This is a genomic window from Nocardia sp. JW2 (assembly GCF_051843015.1).
Lineage (GTDB): Bacteria > Actinomycetota > Actinomycetes > Mycobacteriales > Mycobacteriaceae > Nocardia > Nocardia coubleae.
Genome location: NZ_JBPXLK010000020.1, coordinates 15,002 through 39,412 on the forward strand (window position 1 = coordinate 15,002; position 24,411 = coordinate 39,412).

A 24,411-nucleotide genomic window follows, 5' to 3' on the forward strand; every position below is an offset into this window, starting at 1 on the left:
CGCGGCGTCATCGCCGGCCGATCAGTTCGCGGGCGGCGAGACGTTGGAGCTTGCCGCTGCTGGTGCGGGGGATGCTGCGCGGCGCGACCAGGTGCACCTGGACCGCGCCGAGCCCGAGGTGGGCGGTGACGGCGGCGCGGATGGCGTCGGCGAGGGCGTCGGCCGCGGCGCCGGTGCGTTCGGTTTCGGCGATGAGGGCGATCACGTCGTCGCCGTCGGGATCGACGGCGGCGGTGCAGCGGCCCTTGTGGACGCCGTCGAGGTCACGGACGGCGGCCTCGACGTCCTGGGCGTAGTAGTTCATGCCGCGCACGGTGATCATGTCCTTGCAGCGGCCGGCGACGAACAGTTCGCCGCCACGTCGGTAGCCGAGGTCGCCGGTGCGCAGCCAGCCGTCGACGAACCGGTCGGCGGCGGCCTCGGGGTCGGCGGTGAGATAGCCGTCGGTCACCGGGGCGCCCTGGATCAGGATCTCGCCGACCCGGCCGTCGGGCAGGTCGGCGCCGGTGTCGGGGTGCACGATTCGCACGGCGATCCCGTCGACGGGCCCACCGACCGAGGCGACCGCCCGCGCTCCGTCGGCGTCCCGCGCGACCACATCGGCGACCGCGGCGTCCGAGAGCAGGGCGCGGTCGACCCACTCGAAGACCGGCTCGCGCAGCAGCGGTGGGAACGCGACGGCGAGGGTGGCCTCGGCCATGCCGTACACGCCGAACATCGTCGACGGCGCGAAACCGGCGGGCGCGAACCGCTCGCAGAACGCGCTGACCACCGATTCGGCGATCGGTTCGGCGCCGTTGAACGCGATCCGCCAATGCCGCAGGTCGTAGTCGGTGACCCGCTCCGGCGGGATCGCCGCAAGCAGCGCCTCGTAGCCGAAGTTCGGCATCGCGGTGATGGTGGTCTGCGTCGCGGCGAACTCGGCGAGCCAGCGCGCCGGATCCTTCACGAACGCGATCGGCGACCACACATGCGCCGGGATGCCACGTATCACCGCCGACAGGGTGCCGAACAGGCCCATATCGTGGAACAGCGGCAACCAGAACCCGCCCTGATCGTCGAGTCCGAGATCGATACCGGTGCGGATGGCGGCCAGCCCACTCACCACATTCGCATGGGTGAGCCGCACACCCTTGGGCAGCGCGGTGCTGCCGGAGGTGAATTGCACGATGGCCAGATCGTCGGGGCCCGGCGTCGGCAAGATGTCTTCGTCGGCGGTGACCTCGTCGACGAGCGCGCCGGTGTCGACGAATTCGACGCCGATGTCCCCGATCAGCGGGATCATCGAGGCGAACCGGGGCGAGACCAGGACAGTGCGCATGCCCGCGGCCGCGGTGATCGCCGCCAGCTTCGTCGGATAGGCGGCCGTCGCCCGTGCGCCGGCGGGCAGCGGCAGCGGAGTGGCGGCGGCGCCCGCCGCGGCGATGCCGAACAGGGAGGTCAGGAACTCCGGCGCGTTGGGGCTGAGCACGCCGACGGGCTCGCCACGCCCGATCCCGTGCCGCACCAACGCGGTCGCCGTCGCCTTGGCGCGTGCCTGCATCTCGGCGTTGTCCAGCTGCTCCGACACCGACCAGAACGTCGCCGTGACGCGCGGCCGTTCGGCGGCGACCCCGGCCAGCAGGGTGGTGAGCGTGTCGCTCGAACGCGAGGAATTCATGCCGGAAACGACAACAGTGCCAGCTGACATCGCGTTGAACGAATAACGAATTACGCGCGCCGATAATTACCGTCGATCGTCCAATTGCCCTGCCTGATAAAGATATTCGGCTATCGCCCGATCGGAGCAGGCAATACTGCGCGAATTCGGGGCCACCGCGCGACGACGATGAGCGGCGAAATCCCCGCACCGAAATCGCCCCTAGGAGCTGCCGGTGACTTCCGATCATGTCGCGGTCGACGACCCGACCCCGGTGCAGATCGCGGTGCTGGAGAGCGTCGCGCCGCACTGCCGCCACGACCCGTATCCCAGCTACGAAACCCTGCGCGCTGCAGGGCCGTTCGTGCCGGGCCCGCGCGAGACCCACCTGGTGCCCCGACACGCGCAGGCCCAGGCGATCCTCAGTGATCCGCGCTGGAGCCACGCCGAGGAACCGGACCTGCTGCACGGCGACAGCGAGGTGGAGCTGCCCGGCTCGTTCCTGTGGATGGAACCGCCGGACCACACCCGTCTGCGCGGCCTGGTCGGCAAGGCGTTCACCGCCCGCACCGTCGCCGGCCTGCACGAGCGCGCCGACCGGCTCGTCGACGGGCTGCTCACGGCGATGCTGGCCGAGGGTGAGACCGACGTGCTCGAGGCGCTGGCCTACCCCGTGCCGCTGACCCTGATCTGCGAACTGCTCGGCGTCCCCGCCGAAGCCCACGCCCACGTGCGGGAGATCTCCGCCCACATCGCGCGCGGCCTCGACCCAGACACCCTGCTGAGCCCCGAGGAACTGGCCGCGCGCACCGAGGCGGTGCACGCGTTCGACGCGTTCTTCGGCGACCTGGTCGCCCAGCGCCGCGCCGACCCGCGCGACGATCTGATCACCGCACTGGTGCACGCCGAGGAGGCCGGCGTCCGGCTGACCAGGACCGAACTGATCGGCACCCTGCTCATCCTTGTGGTGGCCGGGCACGAGACCACGGTCAACCTCATCGGCAACGGACTGCTCGCCCTGATCCGCCATCCCGACCAGTTCCAGCGGCTGCGCGAGGACCCCGCACTGTGCGCGCCCGCCGTCGACGAGGTGCTGCGCTACGACCCACCCGTCCACCTGACCACCCGCACCGCTCGGCACGAGATCGAGCTCGCCGGAAAGACTTTCGTGCCCGGTGACGCGGTGATCGTGCTGATCGGCTCGGCCGCCCGCGACCCCGAAGCCTTTCCCGAGGCCGACCGCTTCGACATCGGCCGCTACCTGCCGGGCAAGCGACCCGAACGGCACCTGTCGTTCGGTCTCGGCCTGCACTACTGCCTCGGCGCGCCGCTGGCCCGCCTCGAGATGCAGGCCGTGCTGCGCGCCGTCGCCACCCGGGTCGAGCGGATGCACCTGCTCGCCGAACCGCCGTACCGCCCGAATGTGGTCGTGCGCGGCATGTCCGAACTGCGAATCAGCCTGGAGGGCCGATGAGTACCGCTGTCCCCGCCGACCTCACCTTCGACGCCTTCGCGCCCGACCACCGCGCAGACCCGTATCCCGCCTACGCGCGGGTCCGCACCGCCACCCCGCTGTTCCCGTACGAGCTCGGCGAGGTGCCGGTGCGCCTGGTGACCCGCTACGAGGAGTGCGCGGCGGTGCTCACCGGCGCCGACTGGGGGCACGGTTACGCGGCGGGCATCAGCCCCTTCCGGGACACCAGCGCCGCCATCCCCGGCTCTTTCGTCCGCATGGACCCGCCCGAGCACGGCCGCTACCGCAAGCTGGTGGCCAAGGCGTTCACCCCGAAGATGATCGGCGAGATGGCACCGGTGGCGGGCACGGTGGTCGACGGCCTGGTCGACGCGGCACTCGAGCGCGGCGAACTCGATGTGCTCGAGGATCTGGCGGTCCCGCTGGCCGTCGCCATGGTCGCGGTCCGGCTGCTCGGCGCCGACGCCGCCGACGGCCCCGGTTTCCGCGCCTGGCAGTTGGCCATCGCCCGCGGCAGCGACCCCGACTCGCTGCTCGGTCCCGACGACATCAGCGCCCGCACCGACGCGGCCATCGCCTGCATGGGCCATTTCGCCAGGCTCATCGCCGAGAAGAGGCAGCAGCCCGGCACCGACCTGCTCAGCGAACTGGTCGCGGCCAGCGTGGACGGTGACTTCCTCACCGAGCCCGAGGTGATCGGGATGTCGCTGCTGCTGCTCGTGGCGGGCATGGAGACCTCGATCAACCTGATCGGCAACGGCATGCTCGCCCTGCTGCGCCATCCCGATCAGCTCGCGCTGCTGCGTGCACAGCCCGAACTGATCGGCCCTGCCATCGACGAGATGCTGCGCTACGACGCGCCCACCCAGTTCACGATCCGGGTCGCGCTGGCCGACACCCGGGTCGGCGAGCACAGCTTCCGCCGCGGCGACGGCGTCGTCGTGCTCACCGGCTCGGCCAATCGCGACGAACGGGTCTACCACGACCCCGACACCTTCGACATCACCCGCTTCACCGGAAACCGCCCGCCGCGTAAGCATCTGGGCTTCAGCCTCGGCATCCACTACTGCGTCGGCGCGCCGTTGGCCCGCATCGAGGCCGAGGCCGCGATCCGCACCCTGCTCGACCGGGCGCCCGAGCTGGCCCTGGCCGAGCAGCCGATCGAGTACCGGCCCAGCCTGATCCACCGCGGCGTCCGCCACCTCCCGGTGACCCTGTGACCGCGCCGCGGCAGCACGCGCTCGTCATCGGCGCCGGGGTCGCCGGGCTGCTGGCGGCGCGGGTGCTCGCCGAGCGTTTCGACCGGGTCACCGTGGTGGAACGCGACGAGCTGGACGCGAAAGAGACTGTGCGCCGCGGTGTTCCGCAGGCCTGGCATCTGCACGGCCTGCTCGACCGGGGCCGCCGGATCATGGAGGAGCTGTATCCGGGCTTCACCGAGGAGGCCATCGCCGACGGAGCGACCGTGGCCGAGGTGCTCGTCGGCACCCGCTGGTATGTCGGCGGTTCCCGGCTGGCGGCGGGCGCGACCGGACTCACCTCGCTGATCGCGACCCGGTCGCTGCTCGAAACCGTGCTGCGCAGACGCACCCTGCGGATGCGTGGCATCGAACTGCTGACCAGGACGACCGTGCAGGGCCTGATCGGCGACGCCGAGCGGGTGCGCGCCGTCCGGGTGACCGGCCCGGCGGGGGAGCAGACCCTGGCCGCCGATCTGATCGTCGACGCCAGCGGCCGCGGCTCACGAATCAACTTGTGGCTCACCGCGATCGGTGCGGAGGTGCCCGACGAGGAACGCCTGGAGGTCGATCTCGGCTACGCGTCGCGGTTCTTCCGGCACCGGCCGGGCCAGCTCGACGGCCAGGCCTCGGTGATCGTGTCGACCGGCGCCGACGGGCGCGGTGGCGGCGCGGTGCGGGTGGAGGGCGACCGGTGGCACGTCACCCTCGCCGGGATGCTCGGCGACCATCCACCGACCGACGAGCAGGGCTTCCGCGCGTACGCCGCGTCGCTGTCGGCGCCCGATATCCACACCATCGTGGTCGGCTCCGACGCGCTCGGCGAACCGGTCCCGTACCGCTTCCGCACCGCCGTGCGCCGACGCTTCGACCGCCAGAGTGCCGCGCCCGCGGGGCTGCTCGTGCTCGGTGACGCCCAGTGCGCGTTCAACCCGCTCTACGCCCAGGGCATGACCGTGGCCGCGCTGCAAGCCGCCGCCCTGCGGGACTGCCTCGACGCCGACGACCTGCCTGCACGCTTCTACGCGGCCGCCGCCGACGCCGTCGCGGTGGCCTGGCAGTTGGCCGCCGGCTCGGATCTGCGCAATCCGGGCGTCGAGGGTAGGCGCACCCTGCGCACCCGGCTCACCGACGTCTTCGTGACAAGGGTGCAGCGCGTGGCCCACCACGATCCGCGCGTGGCCAGGACCTTCCTGCGAGTCGCCCACCTGGTCGACCCACCCGCCGCGCTCACCGCGCCGGGCACGCTGCGCCGCATCCTCCTGCCCTGACCACCCCAACGAGGAGACCAACCCATGACCTCCACGATCGACACCGACGCCGTCCAGACCGCCCTGCTCCAACTGTTCGGCCCTGACGGCCGCGCCGACCCCTACAGCCCCGCCCGCGTCCTGCGCGAAGCGGGCCCGATCCACCAGACCCCGCTCGGCCACCACGTGCTCACCCGCTACGAGGACTGCGCGGCGGTGCTGTCGACCACCGCGTGGAGCCACGCCGAGGAAGCGGCGATGATGCACCCGACGGTATTGCCGGAGAACGCCCCCGAGGAACTGCCCACGTCGTTCCTGTGGATGGAGCCGCCGGACCACACCCGCCTGCGCAACCTCGTCACCAAGGGATTCACCCCGCGCATGGTGACCCGATTGCGGCCGCGGATCGAGCAGCTGTGCGAACAACTCGTCGACGACGCCGTGGCCGCGGGCGAATTCGACCTCGTCGAGCTGATCGCCTACCCGCTCCCGTTGATCATCGCCTGCGAGCTGATCGGTGTGCCGAAGGAGGCCTACGACCAGGTGCACCGCTGGTCGCAGGACCTGGCCCGCGGCTTCGATCACGACTACACGCTGCCCGAGGAATGCCTGCGGGCGCGCAGCGCGGCCTCGCGCGGATTCATGGGCTACTTCCGTGAGCTGCTGAACGAACGCCGCGTCAGCCCGCGCGACGATCTGCTCAGCGCGCTGTCCCAGGTCGAGGATCGCGGTGACGTGCTCTCCGAACAGGAGCTGCTCGCCACCTGCATCACCACCTTCGTCGCCGGGCACGAGACCACCGCCAATCTCATCGGCACCGGCATGCTGCGCCTGCTGCGCAACCCCGACCAGATCCAGGTGCTGCGTGAACGTCCCGAGATGCTCGTCCACACACCCGACGAACTGCTGCGCCTCGACCCGTCGGTGCAGATCACCACGCGCGCCGCGACCCGGCCGATCACCGTCGCCGGCCACCGGTTCGAGCAAGGCGAAGGTGTTGTGGTGCTGATCAACTCGAGCAACCACGACCCCGCCGCCTTCCCCGACCCGGAGCGGTTGGACGTGACCCGCTACTCCGATCCGAAGAACCCGGCCAAGAAGCACCTGGGCTTCAGTCTCGGCATCCACTACTGCCTCGGTGCCCCGCTGGCACTGCTCGAGATGGAGATCCTGCTCGACGTGCTGTTGCGCAAGGTCGGCTCGCTGGAACTGCGCAGCGAGAATCCGCCGTTCAAGCCGAATGTGGTCATCCGCGGCCTGGAATCGCTGCCGGTGGCGGTCACCCCGGCCTGAACGACGAGTTGGTCGGCGACTACCGGGAGCCGTCACCGTTGCCAAGTGCGCGGCCGAGGAGGGGGAGCAGCCGATCCCAATGACGTCGCAGTGCGGAGGGATCGAAGTCGTCGGTGTCGGACATGGTGAAGCCGTGGACGGTGCCGGGGTAGATCTCGGAGGTGTATTCGACGCCCGCGGCAGCCAATGCCTGGTCGAGCCGACGGAGATCTTCGGGCGTCAGATCGGTTTCGGCGTGGCCGAAATGGACTTCGGCGGCGAGTTCGGAGAGATTGTCCAGTCCGTCGGCGCCTACGGGGGCGTGGAATGCGGCGAGGGCCGCCACCCGGCCGGGGTGGGCTACGGCGGTGCGCACCGCCAGTAGCCCGCCTATGCAATAACCCGTCACTGCGACGGGTCCGGCGCTGACCTCGGGTCGGGTGGTGAGGAACTCCAGGTAGGCGTCGGCGTCGCGGAGCGCACGTTCGGCGGTGTGTGCCTCGATCAAGGGCATCAGCTGGGCGAACAAGGCAGAGCGGGCGTCTTCGCCGATGTGTGCGGGCAGTTCGATCACCGGTGCCGGGCCGTGCCGGTAGAAGAAGTTGGGGACGAGCACGTAGTACCCGTGCCCGGCCAGTTCCTCGGCCATCTCCCGCAGCACGGGCCGTACACCGAAACCGTCCGGGTACATCAGTACGCCCGGGTACTGCTCGCCGGAGTCGGGGAAGGCGGCGAACGCGTCCGCGTGGCCGTCGAGGGTGGGGATCTGCAGCGTCTTGGTATGCATGGATTCTCCTGTCGTGGTTGATGTGTGGAGCCTGTGATCAACACGAAGGAGGCGGAGCCCGCGCAGCGGCGCTGGATCTTCGATCGGACAACGGGCCACGGGCCCGTGCGGTGCTCAGAAGAGCACCGGGTCACCGATCCGTGTGTGGCGCAAGGCCGTCCCGGTAGTCATCGACACGAACTATAGCCGCACGGGAACAGTCGCCGCCGCTCACCGACAGGAGCCGCTCGATCAGCGGCGTAGCAGGTCGACGACGCCGGTGGTCGACTCCTTCCCGCCGCCCTCGGCGACTCGACGTTCCATCAGCGTCATGAAGGGCTGGAGAAGTTCCGGGCTGACGCGCTGTTCCAGGGCGGTACGTCGCAGTGTGTCGTTCGTCGTGGCCATCATCGCCAGGTTCGACTCCACGTCCTGCGTGTAGTCCCCGCTCGCCAGCTGCGCGGCCGTGCCGAAGGCGTACCCGGCCATCGCCTGCTGGTAGGCCACCATGAGTGGCGCGAATTCGACCGGTGAGATGTCCTCGCCACCGATGAGAGCGAACGCGTGTGTGGCGCCCGCGAACATGCCCCACATCGCACTGAGCAGTGCGATGTCGTACAGCGCTGCGAAACCGGCGTCGGTGCCGACGTAGGTGACGCCGGCCGGCACCGCCAAGGCCTCGGCATGGGTCTCGTGCAGCCGCGCCGATCCGCTGTAGAAGACGTACGCACCCGAGCCGGCTGCGCCGATCATGGAGGGGACGGCCATGATCCCGCCGTCCAGGAAATTCCCGCCGCGCGCGGTGATCCACTCGGCGAGCGCACGGGCCTCGGCGGGTGTGCTCGTGGTCAGGTTGACGATGTCGCGGCCGGTCAGATCGACGCCGTCGAACGTCGCGCGCACCGACGCGTCGTCGAGGAGACACACCACCACGAGCGTGTTCGCGCCGACGGCTTCGGCAACGGTCGCGGCGACCGCCGCCCCCGCCGGGGCCCGCCGGGGGCTGCGGTTCCACACGGTGACGGTGTATCCCGCCGCGAGCCACGAACGGGTGAGGGCCGAGCCCATGTCGCCGAGCCCGAGGACGGTGAGCGTTTTATTTTTGTTGTCGGACATGCGCTTTAGTGTTGGCGTGGCATCCGGGCCGAACAAGTACGCACACCGAAGTGGGTACGCACTTCCGGGATAGCGAACAGGTAGAGGAAAGGAACCATCGTGCCGATCACACGCAGGCCGGGCGCGTACCGATGCGGACTCGACGCCACCATGTCGGTACTCAACGGCAAGTGGAAGATGATGATCCTCTGGCCGCTGAGCGAACGCCCCCACCGCTTCGGTGAGTTGCGCCGTGCGGTGAACGGCGTCACCGAGAAGGTCCTCACCACGCAACTGCGCGAATTGGAGGCCGACGGGATCGTCCATCGCACGGTGTACAACGAGGTCCCACCCCGCGTCGAGTACTCCCTGACCCCACTCGGCGAGCTCCTCAACAACGCACTGCTCCCCTTGGAGGCGTGGGGTCGCGAACACCTCATGGGTGAAGAGGTCGTCCGGTCCGGTTCCTGAGCCGGTTCAGGTCGGGGACTACTTCCGGCACGGTGTCGGATGTCGTCGCGACCGCGATGTTCACCGGGGTGGTGCTCTACGCGCTCATGAAGAGGAGCCTGTCGCACGGGACCAACGACACGCGAGTGGCTCATCGCGTTGATCGAGGAAACCCTTCTGGCACAGTGTTTTCCGCGGGCGCAAGCCAGTCGCCCGGTATCCCGACGATCGCGCCGACGCTGCGGATCGCTGACATCACCGCCCGAATCTCATCGAATCCTTGCCCGAAGGCTTCGGTGCGGTCGTCGATCCGGAAGGGACACAGGTAGGTGTGTGGACGGTTCGGATCCTGGCGTGGCCGCCCGATGGTGATCACCACCGGGCCCGCGGAAGTGTGGACCGCACGGGCTCCCAGCGGGGCACCGAACTCGCGGGCGTCGGCCACCACCGCGCGTGCGGCGTGTTGTAGCCGACGTACCCCCGGCACGGCTCGGGCCGCGGTGTTCTCGGCCTCCAGCAGCGCCACGTAGACGGCGGCCAACCTGTCCGGTCCGCGGACCGTGTGTTCGCGGCTGCCGTCGATCCGATATGTGCACAGCCAGTCGTGCGCCGAGTTGTCCGGTCGCGGATCGCCCACCTCTATGCGCACCTCCCGTTCGCCGTTCACCACGGTGGTCGCGACGACTACCTGGCCCAGTTCGTTGTTCACTGATCCTCCCGATTGCGGAACCGACTCCGCGTGTGTACGGCGATGCATGCCCGGTCTGCCGTCGGCCGGGTCCGCATCGGGGAACGGAGGTTCAACGCGCCACTCCGGACTCCCGCGATACGGTGGGTCCGGGCTCAGGGTGTGCGGCTCCCGATCGATTGCGCCAGGAACGGCCAGGAAGTGCGCAGATCGTCTTCCCAGTAGCCCCACGAATGCGTACCTACCGGCCGCTCGTCCAAGGTCACCGGGATGTCCAGCTCGCGCAGTCGATGTGCGAGGTTCATCGTGCAGAAGTGCACCGCGGCCTCGATCGGCCCACCGAAGGCGATCTGGATCGGCAGCGGAATTCTGCCGTCCCGCACGCGCGGATCGGCCGGCGTGTCGTGGGGTGCGGCGGGGATCCCGCTCCCGGTGCTCAGGTAGATCGCGGTGCCGCGCAGCCCTTCCGCGTTGACCAGCGGATCGTTGGCGCGCCACAGCGGCCCGGAGCGTGGGCCCCACATGTTCTCGACGCTCTGCCCGCCGCCCCAGTTCTCCACCGTGATCCGCACGAATTCCTGCCCGATGGGGTCCGAGGTCTGAGCGCAGCCGCTGTAGGAGGCCACGCTGCGCCAGAACCCCGGTTTGGCGATCGCCAGATTCAGCACCGAGGTTCCGCTCATCGAAACCCCGACCAGGGTTCGGTTGCCGTCGGCGCGCAGGAAGTCCTCGATCACCGGCGGCAACTCCTCGTTGAGGAAGGTCTGCCATTTGTTGCGCCCCAGCGCCGCATCGTCGCGCTCCCAGTCGGTGTAGTAGGAGCTGGCACCACCGACCGGGGTGACGACGTTGACGTCCTTGTCGCGCAGGAAGCCGACGGCATCGGTTTGCGCGTCCCAGCCGCTTCCACCGGGGCCGCCTTGTGAGCCGTTCAGGAGGTACATCGTCGGCCGCGGATTCGAGGTGTCGGCAGCACGGATGACCTGCAGCGGAATCGGCCTGTTCATGGCCGGGGAGTACACCGTCACGTTCAGTTGCCGGTCGTCGACCGCGTCGGCGGACAACACCCTGGCCGGCTCGGGTGCCGCGGTCGCGGAGGTGACCGAGCCGCCGAGTGCGCCGACGATCAGGAGGCAGACAAGGGTCGATCGCAGGGTTGCTGTGCGGGTGGGACGATGTTGTCGCACTGTCGAGAACCTCTCGTGCCGGTCGCGTCCTCCAGATGAGGACATCGCAGGGTGTGCCGGGAACGGATCGGCTACCCGAAACGGCCCTAGCGGAAGTTCGCGCTGCCCCCGTCCGCGGTTTGGTCTTTCGGATATCTGGGGCAAGCAGGATTCGGCGCGCCAGGTCATCGCTTCGGCGCCACTGTTCATCGCGTTGGTCCCAGGTCGGTGTTCGCGGCTGTAAACCTTTGTGTGCGAACGACTTCGACGTATCGGTGCGGCGTGCGACACTGGCACGGAGGTAGAGATCGGTGCGCGAGACCGGCCTTATGAACCCTCAGGGCCGGTCTGTCGGGGAGGTCGTTGTGTTGCTGTTGGTCGACCCGGATTCGGAGTTGTCGTCCGCCGAGGAGCGTTTCGCGGACTGGGTCGCGTGGAGTCCGGCCCAGGCCGGTGTGGTGTTGCTCGACGTCAACGTTCCGTACCGCGGTCACAGCCGTCGGCTCGACGCGCTGATCTTCACCCGTCAGCGGTGTATCGCGGTCGAGATCAAGGGATTCCGCAGCGTTCAGCACGGGACGTTGATCATTCCGCCGAACGGTCCGTGGGTGATGGACGACGGTGAGGTCGCCGACATCTACGGCAACGGCTACGACCACGACCCCGTCAGCCAGGTCCGCATGAACTCCTCGGCGGTGAAGAACTGGGCCACCAGCGCGACCCGGCGGCCCTGCTTCGTCTGGGGCCTGGTCGTGGTGATGCTGCTCCCCGGCCAGGATGTTCCGTCGCTGGAGGTCGACGCCCATCCGGAGAAGACCGACATCATCGTCGAAGACTTCGACGTGTTCCGGTACTACCTGCACCGGTTGGACGACCAGAAGGTGCAGTGGGACGCGGACCGGGTGCATACCCTGCTGACGCGCCTCGGTGTCGCGCATCGCTACGACGGCCGTCGGGAGACGATCGCTGCCGCGCTCGGCGAACCTGTCCACCTCGACGACGGTGTTCCCGGTGCGCCTCCACTGCGCTGCTACTGAAAGGCAAGCGCGTTCTGCTCGGCGCGGTGTCCGACGAAGCCTGTGTGATCGTCCTCGGTGAGAATCGAACGCCGCGAGATCAGCGGGGGCTGGGGAGCTGTCGCCCCTTCACCTCTGCGGATGTAGGACCAGCACGGTGATCTCGCTGGGCGCGAACACTCGCATCGGCGGCCCCCAGTACCCGGTACCACGGCTGGTGTAGAGCTGGGTGCCGTTCGCGTGGCTGCTCAATCCGGAGACGACCGGCTGGTCGAGTCGGACCAGGTAATGGAAAGGCCAGATCTGACCGCCGTGGGTGTGTCCGGAGATCTGCAGTTCCACCCCAGCCGCCGAACTGTCGGCGACCTGGCTGGGCTGATGTGCGAACAGAACCACCGGCAACCCCGGGTCGGTGCCCGCGAGCGCGGCCGCGAGATCAGGGCCGTGGCCTGGCACATCGTCGCCCGTTGGGTCGTCGATCCCGGCTACGGTCAACCTGTTCCCGTCGCGTTCGACGGTCCGGTGCGCGTTGTGCAGCGGCTGCCACCCGATCGAGGTCATGTAGTCCAGCCACGACTGGGCGTCGCCGAGGTACTCGTGATTGCCGGTGATGTAGAACCGCCCCAGCGGCGCCCGCACCCCGGCGAGCGGAGCAACCTGATGGCGTCGTTCGTCCACCGAGCCGTCGACGAGGTCACCCGCCAGTCCTACGATGTCGGGTCGCTGCGCGTTGACTTCCTCGACCACCCGTCGCGACCAGCCCTCCCGGTCCAGCGCGGCGAAGTGGGTGTCGGTGAGGACCACCACCCGCAATCCGTCGAGGCCCGGCGCCAGCCCCGGTATCGCGACGTCGACGGTGCGCACCTGCGGCACCCGCCGCGCCTCGTAGACGCCGTACCCGGTCAGCACGACCGACACCACCACCACGGCGAGCGCGACAACTCGACTCGCACGAACTCCCCGCGCACCGATCATCCGCAGCCCACCACGGACCACCAGCCCGATCACCGACCAGCTGAACAGCACCCACACCACCCCGAGCAGGACGTCCCCGACGATCGCTGCCGAGTCGATCCGCGGCGGCCCGTGCCCGAGGATCAGCGCGGCCGGCAGACAGATGTACCCGGCGACGAAAGCCGCAGTGCCGACCCGGTACAGCGGACCACTGCGTTCGGTAGGGGCAGCGATCAGCGCCCACCACGGCACAGCGAGCAGCACCGCCGGAATCAACACGATCAGTACCAGAAAGACAGCGGAGCTCACGAAATCCCGTTCTTACAAGGCACCCCCGGGGCGGGACGCGGTTTCGGCGTGACACGGCTATTGTGCGACAACGCGAGATGTCGATGACGACCGGTAGCTTCGGAAAGGCAGAGCGATGACCCTCTCGGGGGAGGAGCTTCAGCAAGTCGCCCGCGAGACCGCGGGGGCGCTCGCCCACGTCGGCCACGGGCGGCCGTTCACCCCGCACCTCGATGTGAACCCAGGAAAGAAATCGTGAGCGAACAGCCGCCGTCGCTGTTCGAGGCCGACGACGCTTCCCGCCCCTTGGCGGACCGGTTGCGGCCTCGGACCCTGACCGATGTCGTCGGTCAGGACCATCTGCTGGCCGAGGACGCCCCGATCGGCCGGATGGTCGCCGCGCACCGGTTGGCGTCGATGATCCTGTGGGGCCCGCCCGGCTGCGGGAAGACCACCATCGCCCGGCTCCTCGCCGAACGGACCGACCTCACGTTCGAACCGTTGTCGGCGACGTTCTCCGGTGTCGCGGACCTGCGGAAGGTGTTCCACGCGGCACAGCGACGGAAAGAGGTCGGACAGGGCACGCTGCTGTTCGTCGACGAGATCCACCGCTTCAACCGTGCGCAACAGGACTCGTTTCTGCCCTATGTCGAGGACGGCACGATCGTCCTCGTCGGCGCGACCACGGAGAACCCCAGCTTCGAACTCAACGGCGCATTGCTGTCACGCTGTCAGGTATTCGTCCTGAGACGCCTCGACGCCACCGCCCTGCGCGCGCTCATCGGTCGGGCCGAAACCCTGCTCGGCCCGCTGCCACTCGACGAGGACGCCCGGCAGGCGCTCGTCGCGATGGCGGACGGGGACGGCCGGTACTTGCTGAACATGATCGAGCAGGTGCAGGCGTTGCCCGCGCCCGTCGACCCGCTCGCCCTCGCCGCCGCGGTGCAGAAACGGGCACCGCTGTACGACAAGTCGCAGGAAGGCCACTACAACCTCATCTCCGCGCTCCACAAATCGATGCGCGGCTCCGACCCCGATGCGGCGCTGTACTGGTTGGCGCGGATGCTCGACGGTGGCGAGGACCCGTTGTTCATCGCCCGCCGCATCACCCGATTCGCCACCGAGGACATCGGCCTCGCCGATCCCGCCGCGGTGCGGCAGGCCCTCGCCGCATGGGATGTGTACGAACGGCTCGGCTCACCCGAAGGCGAACTCGCGATCGCGCAGGCGGTGCTCTATCTGGCGACCGCGCCGAAGTCGATCGCGGTGTACCGCGGCTTCGGCAAAGCCCGCGCCGCGGCGAAACGCACCGGCTCCCTGATGCCACCGGCGCACATTCTCAACGCCCCGACCCGGCTCATGAAGGACCTGGGTTACGGGGCGAACTACCAGTACGACCCCGACACCGAGACCGGCTTCTCCGGGGCGAACTACTTCCCCGACGGCATGCCACAGCAGACCTTTTACGAGCCGACCACCGGCGGGTACGAGGCAGCGATCACCGAACGACTCCGCCACTGGGCGCGACTCCGCAAGGACAGCGGCCCCGGCTCCTGACGTGAATCATCGCTTGGCTCAACCGAACCGGTGACAGCCACTTTTCGTCAGTCTGCCGCGGCAAGCCCTCGGCACCGGGGGGTCCGCACCGATCGTGGCGAATTCGGACCTCGCGGCTGTCGACCACGACGACCTCGGAGAACCCACGACGCATGTGGATCCTCCGAGCCTCGGGTTTCAGTGGTGGAGTGGGAAGTTGGCTCGGATGGTGTTGTGCGGATCGCGGGTGGTTTTGATCTGACGTAGGCGCGCAAGGGTTTCCGGATCGAAGGCTGCTGAAGCCGTCTCGCCGGGAGCGAGGAAGGTGTAGGGCTTGGAGCCGGTGATGTGGGGGCCGAGGGCGTCGAGGATTTCGGCGAATCTGGTCTGGATGTCGTCGAGCAGATGCGGAAGGCCGAGGCCGAGCATGTAGAGCGCGTACGGCTCGGTGACGGGCCCGCGGGCGCCACCTTCGGGCCGGGGTTCGGCGAGGGCGCCGCCGAGGCCGCGGAGCTGGATGTTGAGCAGCGGTGCGACCGGAGCCTCGATGAGGGTTTTGACCACCGCGTCATCGAGATCGGTGAGCAGTTCACCGCGCGACAGCGACGGGCTGGGATCGGTGGGTTCGGCGGTGATCCGGCCGATCTGGGCCGGGGTCAACGCGCCTCGGGTGTCGGCGAGGATTCCCTCGATGCTGTCGAGCCGGGCGGTCAGCGCGCGGCCTTCGTCCGGCTCGCCGAGGTAGGCGAAGTCGATCGCGACGGTCGGTGCGGCGCCGGGGATCTGGTAGCGCTGCAACCAGACCGACAGTTCGGGCGGCGCGTCCGTGGTGAGCTCGGTGAAGAGGTCGAACGCCGCGCGGGTGCGGTCGGCGGGCCACATCACGCGGCCGCCGTACAGGCGCGGCAGCGGGAACAGGTCGAACTCGATCTCGGTGACGATCGCGAAATCGCCGCCGCCGCCGCGCAGTGCCCAGAACAGCTCCGGGTCGGAATCGGCGGTGATCCGCGCGCATCGGCCGTCGGCGTCGACGATCTCGAAGGCGCGCACCGCGTCGGCGGCCCAGCCGTATTTGCGTGCGAGCCAGCCGAATCCGCCGCCGAGGGTGTAGCCGGTGACGCCGACGACGGGATTGCTACCGGCCAGCCCGGTCAATCCGTGCGTGGCGGCGGCGGCCTGGACGGCACCCCATTGCACGCCGGTACCGACCCTGGCCGTCCGGCGCTCGGCGTCGATCTCCAGACGGTCCAGGGCGCCCGTGCGGAGGAGGATCGCGTCCTCGATTCCGCCGGTCGCGCCGTGCCCGGTTGTCTGCGTGACTACTTGCCGGTTCGCGCTGCGCGCGAACTTCACCAAGTCGGCGGCGTCGTGGGCGTCGGCGACTGCGACGACGCCCGAAACCGGCTGCGCCACAGCCAGATTCCACGGCTGAACCGCCTGGTCGAATCCCGCGTCACCGGGCAGCAGCACACGTCCACGGACCGCGTTACGCATTTCCTCGATACCCATTGCCATGTCCTCGCTTGCTGTTGCTGTGGTCTCAGGTTGCTGCCTGGTTGACGACGTAAGGCAGGCAAGTGTGACATGCGATGGGTGAACCGGATTTCGGCCTCGACTTGGTCGGCGGGCCCAGCCGTTCTTCCATCGCGCTCAGGACGAAAGCCGCAAGGGCGCCGCACCTACCCCGGCTACTTCGACCGATCCCTGAATCCGGCTGGGGCGGATGACCCGATGCCCGCCACCGTGAACTCTGTGCCGTCCAGTAGTTGTTCATCGAGCAGGTTGCGGGTGTCCACGATGACCGGGTGTTCGACGGCGTCGGCGATCTTCTTCCAGTCGAGCGTTCGGAACTCGGGCCACTCGGTGAGGATGAGGATCGCGTTGGCGTCCTTCGCGGCGAGGTAGGGGTCGTCGACGACCTGGATCGCATCGGGGCCCGCCGCGAGGTCGTGTGCGCCGGATTGCGGCACGCAGGGGTCGTATGCCGTCACGAGGGCGTCGTGGTGGGCGAGCTGACGAGCGATGGCCACGGCGGGGGAGTCGCGTAGGTCGCCCGTGCCGGCTTTGAACGCGAGCCCGAACACCCCGATCCGCATCCCCGCGAGGGAGCCGTCGACCGTACCGGTGACAGCGCGACGGACCTTGCGCAAGACCATCGCGCGCTGGTGGTCGTTGGCACGCACAGCGTCGCGGACGATGGCGAAGTCCACACCGGAGGCCTGGGCTACCGCCAAGAGGGCGCGGGTGTCCTTGGGCAGGCACGAACCGCCCCAACCGGGTCCGGGTGCGAGGAACGACGGCCCGATACGCGCGTCTTTGCCCATCGCGTCGGTGACCTTCGAGATGTCAGCGTCGACGTGTTCGCACAGTTCGGCCACGGTGTTGACGAAGGAGAGTTTGACGGCGAGAAACGCGTTGCTGGCGTACTTGGCGAGCTCGGCGCTGGCCGTGTCGCATCGCAGGACCGGCGCATCCGTTCCCTCGTAGAGACCGGCGACGTGCTCGGCCGCCTCGTGATCCGGCTCATCCGCACCGACGACGACGCGGTCGGGGTGCAGGAAGTCGTGCACGGCGTAACCCTCGCGCAGGAATTCCGGATTGCTGACGACCGGATACCGGTGGCCGGTCAGCTCGGGGATGCGCGTGGCGGTGCCGACGGGGACGGTGGACTTGGTGACGAGCACGCAACCCGGGGACAGGATCGGACTCAGCGTCACCAGCGCGTCCTCGAGGATGCTGAGATCCGCTGTGCCGTCGGTGCCCATGGGGGTGGGCAGGCACAGCATGACCACTTCGGACTCGGCAAGTGACTGCGGGTCGGAAGTGAAGGTCAAGCGGTCCTCGGCGAGTCCTTCGCGGACCAGTTCGGGTAGGCCCGGCTCGACTATCGTGACGGTGCCCGCGCGTAGGGCCTCGACCTTGGATTCGTCGTTGTCCAGGCAGGTCACATGATGGCCCAGATGTGCCAGGCATGCGGCGCTGGTGAGGCCGACATAGCCCGCACCGACCACACCCACGCGGTTACCCATGGCGCGCCTCCTGTCCGATCAGTGTCGCCGCGGTCGAAAGCACTTGCTGCGGTGTGATGGAGAGCAGTCCGGGATTCGGTCGGTCGGCATGTGGATCGCCGACTACACCAGCCCAGAGCGTGACGTGGCTGCGCGCGTCGGGGGGTGGCCCCCACACACGCGGTGGGGTCGGTCCGAACAGCAGGACCGACGGTGTGCCGAAGGCGGTGGCGAGATGACCGACACCGGTGTCGCCGCAGACCACCAGCGCCGCGTCGGCGACGATCGCGGCGAGTTCGGCCAAGTCGGTACGGCCGGCGTACACCGCGGAGGGCGGGAGTCCCGCCTCGCGGGCGACCGCGGTCGCCAACGAGACTTCATCCGCCGAACCGGTGACCACCACTCGATGACCATCGGCGCTGAGCTCCCGGGCCACCGTCGCGAAATGTTCAGCGGGCCACCGTCGCGCGTTCGACGCCGCGCCGGGATGGATCACGATCACGTTCGACTCCGCGGCGGCGATATCCGGCTTGGGCAGCGCCAGCGCGCGCGGATCGGAGTCGATACGCGCGTACGCCAGCAGCCGGCACCACCGCTGCACCTCGTGCAATTCCGCGAACCACCGGGGTCCGGGGATCTCGGGAAAATCCGGGTGCCGATGAGTCAGCATCGTGGCCGGGCGCACCGCCGCCAGGTCCCGAATGCTCTGCGGCCCACTGCCGTGCAGGTTCACCGCCATCCTCGGTGATGCGCCGCTCCACCGCAGCGAGCCCAAGCCTGGAGTCGGCAGCAACTCGTCGACCGCGTCGATCAGGTCGACCAAGGGGCGCAGGGGTTCCGGCGCGGCCAGCACCACGCGATCGTCGGGGTACGCGGTCCGCAGCCCACGCAGAGCGGGCACGATCGTCAGCAGGTCGCCGAGGCCGAGCGCGCGGAGCACGAGAATCGTGCCGGTCAAGGCCACGACCCCGCTTCCGTCGTGCGCCGTGGGTACCACTGCGAGCTCGCGCCGACCACGACCACGGGCTTCATGTCGGGATTCCCAGCGCCTCGTCGAGCGACTCGCACAGCGCGTGCACCATGACCAGATGAACCTCCTGCACGGTGGCCGTGCTCGGCGCGTCGACCGGCAGCGCGTCGTCGCAGAGCGCGGCCAGGGGATTGGGCGCGGGTCCGGTCATCGCCCAGGTGGTGACGCCTATCTCCTGCGCGGCCTTGGCCGCCGCGACCACGTTCTGGCTGGTTCCACTGGTGGACAGCAGCACGAGCACGTCCCCGGTCCTGCCGTGTGCCCGGACCTGACGCGCGAACAATTCGGCCTCGCCGTAATCGTTCACGATCGCGGTGCCCGCGGAGGTGTCGGCGTGCAGCGCGATCGCCGAGAGCGGCCGTCGTTCGTTTCGGAAGCGCCCGACCAGTTCCGCGGTCAGATGCTGGGCTTCGGCGGCGCTGCCCCCGTTGCCACAGGCCAGCAATCTGCCGCCGTTGTCGAATACCGCGGCCAGTTCGCGACCCCATCTGCGAAGTCCCGGTGCCAAGGAACGGTTCCGCTCCAACGCACTGGACAAGACGGCGAAATGATCCTCGTTCAAGGCCTACCTCCTGTTCGCGGACTCACTTCCGGCGGCGAGTTCTTCTGCCACCGAGACCATCGACGGATCGGCGAGGTCGGGAGCGTCCCCGATGACGGTGTCGTCCCGGTCGAACAGCTGGGCCGGCGGCGCGCAGGGCGTCGCGTTGCGATGCCGTATCTCGCCGCGGAACCGATACCAGCATGCGGCGGGCGGGATCAGCGCACTGGTCACCACCATTCGCCCGATCTCACCTGCGGTTCGAGGCCCCTGCACGATTCGGCGCGCGGCGAATTCGCCTGTCAGCGCGGCCCATGCCGCCGCGAAAACGAGAGCCCAGCGCTGACGGCCCGCCACGCCTGAACCCACGGCGGCCGCGCCCAGTGCGGTGGTGAACGCGTGGCGGCCGAGCATGCCGGGTCTTTCGCCGATTCGCTGCCGCCACCGAGGGCCGAACTTTCGCCGCATCAGCGCGTTGTCGTAGTTTCCCCGTTGGGCTCGAACACTGGCCATCGGCCCCGACCTGCGCGTCGGATGGCTGGTGACCCGCTCACCCTGGGCGATCCGGTAGCCGGCCAGGCACACCCGCATCGCGAGGTCGGCGTCTTCGCGAAAGGCACGGGGAAAGCGTTCGTCGAATCCGTCGACCGCGAGTAGCACCGCTCTGCGGTAGGCCATGTCGGCGGTGATCCAGCGCGCGACGGTCAAGCCCGCCGTTCCCCGTTCCTCGTCGGTCGGTTTGCGATCGGTCGGCAGCGGCACCTCGATGTGCGCGGTGGAAGCGGCCGTCGTCTCATCGAGACCCGCGAGGTCCTCAGCCAAACGGTGGGGCCAATCCGGTGTGGTGACGACATCGTCGTCGAGGAAAGCCACCCAGGTCCCCGATGCGTGCCGCCAGCCGACATTTCTCGCGGCGGCCGGCCCGCGACCACCGGAGTGGAGCACCCGCACCTGCGGCGAGGTATCCACCAGGGGAAGATCTCCGCCGTCCGGGCGATCGTCGACGACGATGATCTCCCTGGGCTGCGGACCGGTGGCGGCAGCGAGAGCGCCCAGCAATACCCGCAGGCTCTCGCGGCCTGTGGTCGGGATGACGATGCTGTAGTCGATGGATGAATTCATCGGCGCCACACCAGGAACGGGCCGATGGCGAGCAGGTCGATCGGCGCGGAACCGAAGCATTCGAGTGCGTCGCGGGGGGAATCGACCATCGGTCTGCCCGCGGTATTGAGGCTCGTGTTGACCACGACGGGCACACCGGTGCGCTTGTCGAATTCCGAGAGCATCCGGGCCAGTAGCGCATTGTCGGCGGGGTCGACCGTCTGCACCCGCGCGGTGCCGTCGACGTGGGTGACCGCCGGAATCCGCTCGCGCCAGTCGGCGGCGACATCGTGGACGAACAACATGTAGGGACTGGGCAGCGGCCCTCGCGAAAAGATCTCGGGCGCTCGGTCCGCGAGCACCATCGGGGCCACCGGCCGGAACTGCTCGCGACCCTTCACATCGTTGAGACGCTCGAGGTTCGCGGCCCGACCGGGGTGGGCCAACAGCGAGCGGTGCCCGAGCGCACGCGGGCCGAATTCGGCACGGCCCTGGAACCAGGCGACGATGCCGTCGTCGGCCAGGGCTTGCGCCACATCGGCCGCCACATCGTCCGAGCGGGTGTAGCGGACCTTCGCCGCACGGAGAATGGATTCGAGTTCGGAGTCGCTCCATTCACGGCCGAGGTCGGCACCCCGCATCGGGGCGACGGGTTCACCGAACTCCGCGGCCAATTGCAATGCCGCGCCCAGCGCGGTGCCCGCGTCGCCCGCGGCCGGTTGGACCCAGACGTTGTCGAACGGTCCTTCGTCGTGCAGGCGCGTATTGGCCACACAGTTCAGGGCGATACCGCCTGCCAGCGTGAGGTTGCGTTGACCCGTTTGCCGATGCAGCCACGTGATCAGCTCGAGCAGCACGTCCTCCAACCGGCGCTGGACGGATGCGGTCAGGTCGGCGTGCTCGCTGCTGAAGTCACCACCGTGCCCGGCGGGTGCGAAGCTGTCCCACGGCACCGGTTCGGTACGGAATCCGCCGTCACCGGTGGTGTACAGCAGTTCCCGGAACCGGTCGAGAAATCGCGGCTCGCCATAGGAGGCCAGCGCCATGACCTTGTACTCGTCGCTGGAACGCTCGAATCCGAGGTGCTGGGTGAGATCCTCGTACATCAACCCCAGCGAATGCGGCAGCCGCTGCGACGCCAGTTCGACGAATTTGCCGTCCCGGTATTCCCCGGCCAGATAGGACGTGCTCTCCCCGCGTCCGTCGGCGACCAACACCGCCGAATCACCCAGCGGCGCCGCCAGCGCTGTCGACGCAGCGTGCGCGACGTGATGGCGGACGAAGCGGACGATCGATGGATCCAGACCGGGTAATGCGGCGCGCAGAAAGGCGGGCGCGCGGCGGGCGTAATCCGTGCGAGTCTGCTCGCTCTGCTGATCGAGACCGTCGAGCGAATGATCGACCAGCCCCGGATCGTAGGAGTAACCCACCGCGTCGAGCTGATCGGGACGTATGCCCGCCTGCGCCAAGCACCACGCGGCCGACTGCTCGGGCAGCTCCCACGTCGAGAACGGCACCGGCCGCTTACCGTGCTTGCGGCGGCTGAACCGTTCCTCTTCCGCCGCCGAGACGATTTCGCCGTCCACGATCAGCGCCGCGGCGGGATCGTGGAACACTGCGTTGATTCCGAGAATGCGCAACGGCTCGCCTTTCTCATCGAGGCGGCGGGAGACCGCACCCCCGCCGGTACCTGCGTTCGCGCTACCCGGTTAAGTCGGGGCTAAACCGTCCGCGCCACGCATCGCTGCCGGGCGAACCACTCGATCGTGCGGCGCAACCCCTCGGTCCGGGTGATCATCGGCTGCCAGCCCAATTCGCGTTGTGCCAGCGAGATGTCCGGGCAGCGCCGCTTCGGATCGTCGACCGCCTCCTCGATGTATTCCAGCGTCGACGAGCTGTCGGTGGCGATGCGGATCTCTTCGGCGAGCGCCCGCACGGACAACTCGTGCGGATTACCGATGTTGATCGGTCCGGGATGATCGGACCCGGCCAATGCGCGCAACCCGAGCACGGTGTCCTCGACGTAACACAGCGATCGGGTCTGCTCACCGGTGCCCGCCACGGTCAGCGGTGCGTTCGCCAAGGCCCGCGCGATGAATGTCGGCACCACCCGGCCGTCGTCGGCACGCATGCGTGGGCCGTAGGTGTTGAAGATCCGGGCGATGCCGGTGTCGACCCCGCGCTCGCGGCGGTACGCCATCGTCAACGCCTCGGCGTACCGCTTGGCTTCGTCGTACACGCTGCGCGGGCCGATGGAATTGACGTTGCCCCAATAACTCTCGGGCTGAGGATGCACCGCGGGATCGCCGTAGACCTCGCTCGTGGACGCGAGTACGAAACGCGCGTGATCCCGCTCGGCGAGTTCCAGGGCGTTGGTCGTGCCCAGCGAGCCTGCTCGCAGCGTCTCGATCGGTAACCGCAGATAGTCCGGCGGCGAGGCGGCCGACGCGAGATGGTAGACGACGTCGAAGGAGCCGATGTCGGGCAACGGCTCGGTGACGTCGTGCTGGAGCAGTTCGAAGCCCGGCCGATGCAGTAGACCCGCCACATTCTCGGGGGTGGAGGTGGCGAAGTTGTCGACGGCGACGACGTCGGTGCCCGCCGCGAGGAGTTGCTCGCACAGATGGGAGCCGACGAAACCACAACCGCCGGTGACCAACGCGCGCGTCGCGCCGGTACTCACTGTGCTTGCTTTCGCTCGTCGGCGACGCGTGCGCCCGCGGTCCGGCGATAGGCGCGCAGCGTCTCCACCGCGACCCGGTCCCACGAATAGCGCGCATGGACGCGCTCGTGCCCGGCCGCACCGTACCGGCGCCGGAGTGCGGGCGCGTCGATCAGTTCGCGGATCGCCGCTGCCAACCCGGAGGGATCACGCGGGGGAACCAAGGTGCCGGTGCCGCCGTCGACGACGGTGTCGATGAGACCGCCGACGGCGGCGGCCACGACAGGAATACCGCACGCCATGGCCTCGAGGGGGGTGATGCCGAACGGCTCGTACCACGGTGTGCACACCGCGACGTCGGCTGAACGCAACAGGGGAGCCATCTGCGTTCGAGGCACCTGGCCGAGCATGTGCAGCCGGTCGCCGACGCCGAGATCGTCGGCCGATCTCAGCAGCCGCTGCGCTTCCGGGTCGTCGGCCAGTCGGCCGTCCGGTCCGCCGACCAGTACCAGTTCGGTCCCGGTCAGCTCGGCGAGGGCGGTGACGGCGACGTCGAAACCCTTTCGCGGCACGAGTCGCCCCACACTGATGAGGCGGTGTTCAGCTGTTCTCGCGGCTTTCGGGCCCTCGGGGGAGAACTGGTCGAGGTCCACGCCGCAGGGAACCACCGACGTCCGGTGGCGCGGAACACCCATTCGAGCGAGTTCGAACACTTCGTCAGTGCAGGTGGCGATGATTCGGTCTGCCTGCTCGGCCACCTGCTGTTCCAGCCGCAGCCGGTCGGGCGGGCTGGTGTCGGCGCTGCCTTGATACCGACGTTTCACGACGCCCAGTGCGTGAAAAGTCTGTACCACCGGGATATCGGTGTCGCGAACCGCGGCCAGAGCGGCCAGACCCGACATCCAGAAATGGGCGTGCACCACATCGGGACAGTCGTCGCGCCACCGCGCGCGCAGGAAATTTCCGAATTCCGGCATATAGGGCAGAAGTTCGTCCTTCGGCACGGGATGCGCGGGTCCCGCCGGAACGTGCACCACGCGATAGCCCGGTGCGGTGGTGACAGTGTCGGGCACCCGCGCGCTCTCGCGCCGTGTGTACACCGTGACGTCGTGACCCAGCCGGCACAGGGCCGCGGACAACTCCGCGACGTGCACGTTCTGCCCGCCGGCATCGACGCCACCCAAGGTGGCGAGCGGGCTGGCGTGTTCGGACACCATCGCGATCTTCATGTCTCCGC

21 protein-coding genes are annotated in these 24,411 nt (G+C 68.9%); 7 read left to right on the forward strand and 14 right to left on the reverse strand.

Annotated features, from left to right (window positions below; translation table 11 throughout):
- Positions 1-7 precede the first annotated feature (7 nt).
- Complete coding sequence (locus ACSVDM_RS23565; protein ID WP_439267914.1) at positions 8-1,660, reverse strand: AMP-binding protein; 1,653 nt, start codon at positions 1,658-1,660, stop codon at positions 8-10.
- Between the two features lie 214 nt (positions 1,661-1,874).
- Between ACSVDM_RS23565 and ACSVDM_RS23570 the strand changes: the two genes are divergently transcribed.
- Genes ACSVDM_RS23570 through ACSVDM_RS23585 form a run of 4 tightly spaced genes read left to right on the forward strand, consistent with a single transcriptional unit; the run spans position 1,875 to position 6,894 of the window.
- Positions 1,875-3,113 (forward strand): cytochrome P450, encoded by a 1,239-nt coding sequence (locus ACSVDM_RS23570; protein ID WP_439267916.1) that lies wholly within the window; start codon positions 1,875-1,877, stop codon positions 3,111-3,113.
- Positions 3,110-4,333, forward strand: a complete 1,224-nt coding sequence (locus tag ACSVDM_RS23575; protein ID WP_439267918.1) for a cytochrome P450 — start codon at positions 3,110-3,112, stop codon at positions 4,331-4,333. Before ACSVDM_RS23570 ends, ACSVDM_RS23575 begins: the two co-directional genes overlap by 4 nt.
- Entirely contained in the window at positions 4,330-5,622 is a 1,293-nt protein-coding gene (locus ACSVDM_RS23580) for an NAD(P)/FAD-dependent oxidoreductase (protein WP_439267920.1), read from the forward strand. Before ACSVDM_RS23575 ends, ACSVDM_RS23580 begins: the two co-directional genes overlap by 4 nt.
- 24 nt (positions 5,623-5,646) lie before the next feature.
- Entirely contained in the window at positions 5,647-6,894 is a 1,248-nt protein-coding gene (locus ACSVDM_RS23585; protein ID WP_439267922.1) for a cytochrome P450, read from the forward strand.
- A 19-nt stretch (positions 6,895-6,913) separates the two neighbouring features.
- On the opposite strand, the gene ACSVDM_RS23590 is transcribed toward ACSVDM_RS23585, so the two are convergent.
- Both ACSVDM_RS23590 and ACSVDM_RS23595 read right to left on the reverse strand, forming a co-directional pair.
- Complete coding sequence (locus tag ACSVDM_RS23590; protein WP_439267924.1) at positions 6,914-7,660, reverse strand: dienelactone hydrolase family protein; 747 nt, start codon at positions 7,658-7,660, stop codon at positions 6,914-6,916.
- Positions 7,661-7,891: 231 nt separating this feature from the next.
- A complete protein-coding gene (locus ACSVDM_RS23595; protein ID WP_439267926.1) occupies positions 7,892-8,755 on the reverse strand; it encodes an NAD(P)-dependent oxidoreductase in 864 nt (287 codons plus the stop codon).
- Between the two features lie 150 nt (positions 8,756-8,905).
- Between ACSVDM_RS23595 and ACSVDM_RS23600 the strand changes: the two genes are divergently transcribed.
- A complete protein-coding gene (locus tag ACSVDM_RS23600; RefSeq protein WP_439268079.1) occupies positions 8,906-9,205 on the forward strand; it encodes a winged helix-turn-helix transcriptional regulator in 300 nt (99 codons plus the stop codon).
- A gap of 130 nt (positions 9,206-9,335) precedes the next feature.
- On the opposite strand, the gene ACSVDM_RS23605 is transcribed toward ACSVDM_RS23600, so the two are convergent.
- Positions 9,336-9,893: a DUF6968 family protein gene (locus tag ACSVDM_RS23605; protein ID WP_439267928.1), complete on the reverse strand. Its 558-nt coding sequence runs from the start codon at positions 9,891-9,893 to the stop codon at positions 9,336-9,338.
- Between the two features lie 134 nt (positions 9,894-10,027).
- Positions 10,028-11,104: an alpha/beta hydrolase gene (locus ACSVDM_RS23610; RefSeq protein ID WP_439267930.1), complete on the reverse strand. Its 1,077-nt coding sequence runs from the start codon at positions 11,102-11,104 to the stop codon at positions 10,028-10,030.
- Between the two features lie 299 nt (positions 11,105-11,403).
- Between ACSVDM_RS23610 and ACSVDM_RS23615 the strand changes: the two genes are divergently transcribed.
- On the forward strand, positions 11,404-12,075 hold the full coding sequence (locus ACSVDM_RS23615; RefSeq protein WP_439267932.1) for a nuclease-related domain-containing protein: 672 nt from the start codon (positions 11,404-11,406) through the stop codon (positions 12,073-12,075).
- A gap of 108 nt (positions 12,076-12,183) precedes the next feature.
- Here the strand turns inward: ACSVDM_RS23615 and ACSVDM_RS23620 are convergent, their stop codons facing one another.
- The gene (locus ACSVDM_RS23620) at positions 12,184-13,317 is read right to left on the reverse strand and encodes a metallophosphoesterase (RefSeq protein ID WP_439267934.1); all 1,134 of its coding nucleotides are present in this window, start codon (positions 13,315-13,317) and stop codon (positions 12,184-12,186) included.
- A gap of 234 nt (positions 13,318-13,551) precedes the next feature.
- Here ACSVDM_RS23620 and ACSVDM_RS23625 point away from each other — a divergent pair, with 234 nt between their 5' ends.
- Positions 13,552-14,853, forward strand: a complete 1,302-nt coding sequence (locus ACSVDM_RS23625; protein WP_439267936.1) for a replication-associated recombination protein A — start codon at positions 13,552-13,554, stop codon at positions 14,851-14,853.
- Positions 14,854-15,030: 177 nt separating this feature from the next.
- Here the strand turns inward: ACSVDM_RS23625 and ACSVDM_RS23630 are convergent, their stop codons facing one another.
- From ACSVDM_RS23630 to ACSVDM_RS23665, 8 genes are all read right to left on the reverse strand, one after another.
- Entirely contained in the window at positions 15,031-16,341 is a 1,311-nt protein-coding gene (locus tag ACSVDM_RS23630; RefSeq protein ID WP_439267938.1) for an FAD-binding oxidoreductase, read from the reverse strand.
- A 179-nt stretch (positions 16,342-16,520) separates the two neighbouring features.
- Entirely contained in the window at positions 16,521-17,861 is a 1,341-nt protein-coding gene (locus ACSVDM_RS23635) for a UDP-glucose dehydrogenase family protein (protein WP_439267940.1), read from the reverse strand.
- Complete coding sequence (locus ACSVDM_RS23640) at positions 17,854-18,804, reverse strand: glycosyltransferase family 9 protein (RefSeq protein ID WP_439267942.1); 951 nt, start codon at positions 18,802-18,804, stop codon at positions 17,854-17,856. Before ACSVDM_RS23640 ends, ACSVDM_RS23635 begins: the two co-directional genes overlap by 8 nt.
- Positions 18,805-18,868: 64 nt before the next feature.
- Positions 18,869-19,432 carry a D-sedoheptulose-7-phosphate isomerase gene (locus tag ACSVDM_RS23645; protein ID WP_067489020.1) on the reverse strand — a complete coding sequence of 188 codons (564 nt, stop codon included), beginning with the start codon at positions 19,430-19,432 and terminating at the stop codon, positions 18,869-18,871.
- Between the two features lie 3 nt (positions 19,433-19,435).
- A complete protein-coding gene (locus ACSVDM_RS23650) occupies positions 19,436-20,533 on the reverse strand; it encodes a glycosyltransferase family 2 protein (RefSeq protein WP_439267944.1) in 1,098 nt (365 codons plus the stop codon).
- Complete coding sequence (locus ACSVDM_RS23655) at positions 20,530-22,152, reverse strand: carbamoyltransferase family protein (protein WP_439267946.1); 1,623 nt, start codon at positions 22,150-22,152, stop codon at positions 20,530-20,532. Before ACSVDM_RS23655 ends, ACSVDM_RS23650 begins: the two co-directional genes overlap by 4 nt.
- Before the next feature lie 80 nt (positions 22,153-22,232).
- Positions 22,233-23,195 carry a UDP-glucuronic acid decarboxylase family protein gene (locus ACSVDM_RS23660; RefSeq protein WP_439267948.1) on the reverse strand — a complete coding sequence of 321 codons (963 nt, stop codon included), beginning with the start codon at positions 23,193-23,195 and terminating at the stop codon, positions 22,233-22,235.
- Entirely contained in the window at positions 23,192-24,403 is a 1,212-nt protein-coding gene (locus ACSVDM_RS23665; RefSeq protein WP_439267950.1) for a glycosyltransferase, read from the reverse strand. The genes ACSVDM_RS23660 and ACSVDM_RS23665 overlap by 4 nt, the downstream gene beginning before the upstream one ends.
- Between the last annotated feature and the right edge of the window lie 8 nt (positions 24,404-24,411).

What these genes read in the sequence shown, in the direction of transcription:
- ACSVDM_RS23650 (WP_439267944.1), bottom strand. Translation starts at nt 20,533, where the DNA reads ATGAATTCATCCATCGACTACAGCATCGTCATCCCGACCACAGGCCGC.
- ACSVDM_RS23590 (WP_439267924.1), bottom strand. Translation starts at nt 7,660, where the DNA reads ATGCATACCAAGACGCTGCAGATCCCCACCCTCGACGGCCACGCGGAC.
- ACSVDM_RS23630 (WP_439267938.1), bottom strand. Translation starts at nt 16,341, where the DNA reads ATGGGTATCGAGGAAATGCGTAACGCGGTCCGTGGACGTGTGCTGCTG.
- ACSVDM_RS23610 (WP_439267930.1), bottom strand. Translation starts at nt 11,104, where the DNA reads ATGTCCTCATCTGGAGGACGCGACCGGCACGAGAGGTTCTCGACAGTG.
- ACSVDM_RS23575 (WP_439267918.1), top strand. Translation starts at nt 3,110, where the DNA reads ATGAGTACCGCTGTCCCCGCCGACCTCACCTTCGACGCCTTCGCGCCC.
- ACSVDM_RS23585 (WP_439267922.1), top strand. Translation starts at nt 5,647, where the DNA reads ATGACCTCCACGATCGACACCGACGCCGTCCAGACCGCCCTGCTCCAA.
- ACSVDM_RS23600 (WP_439268079.1), top strand. Translation starts at nt 8,906, where the DNA reads ATGTCGGTACTCAACGGCAAGTGGAAGATGATGATCCTCTGGCCGCTG.
- ACSVDM_RS23635 (WP_439267940.1), bottom strand. Translation starts at nt 17,861, where the DNA reads ATGGGTAACCGCGTGGGTGTGGTCGGTGCGGGCTATGTCGGCCTCACC.
- ACSVDM_RS23565 (WP_439267914.1), bottom strand. Translation starts at nt 1,660, where the DNA reads ATGAATTCCTCGCGTTCGAGCGACACGCTCACCACCCTGCTGGCCGGG.
- ACSVDM_RS23595 (WP_439267926.1), bottom strand. Translation starts at nt 8,755, where the DNA reads ATGTCCGACAACAAAAATAAAACGCTCACCGTCCTCGGGCTCGGCGAC.
- ACSVDM_RS23665 (WP_439267950.1), bottom strand. Translation starts at nt 24,403, where the DNA reads ATGAAGATCGCGATGGTGTCCGAACACGCCAGCCCGCTCGCCACCTTG.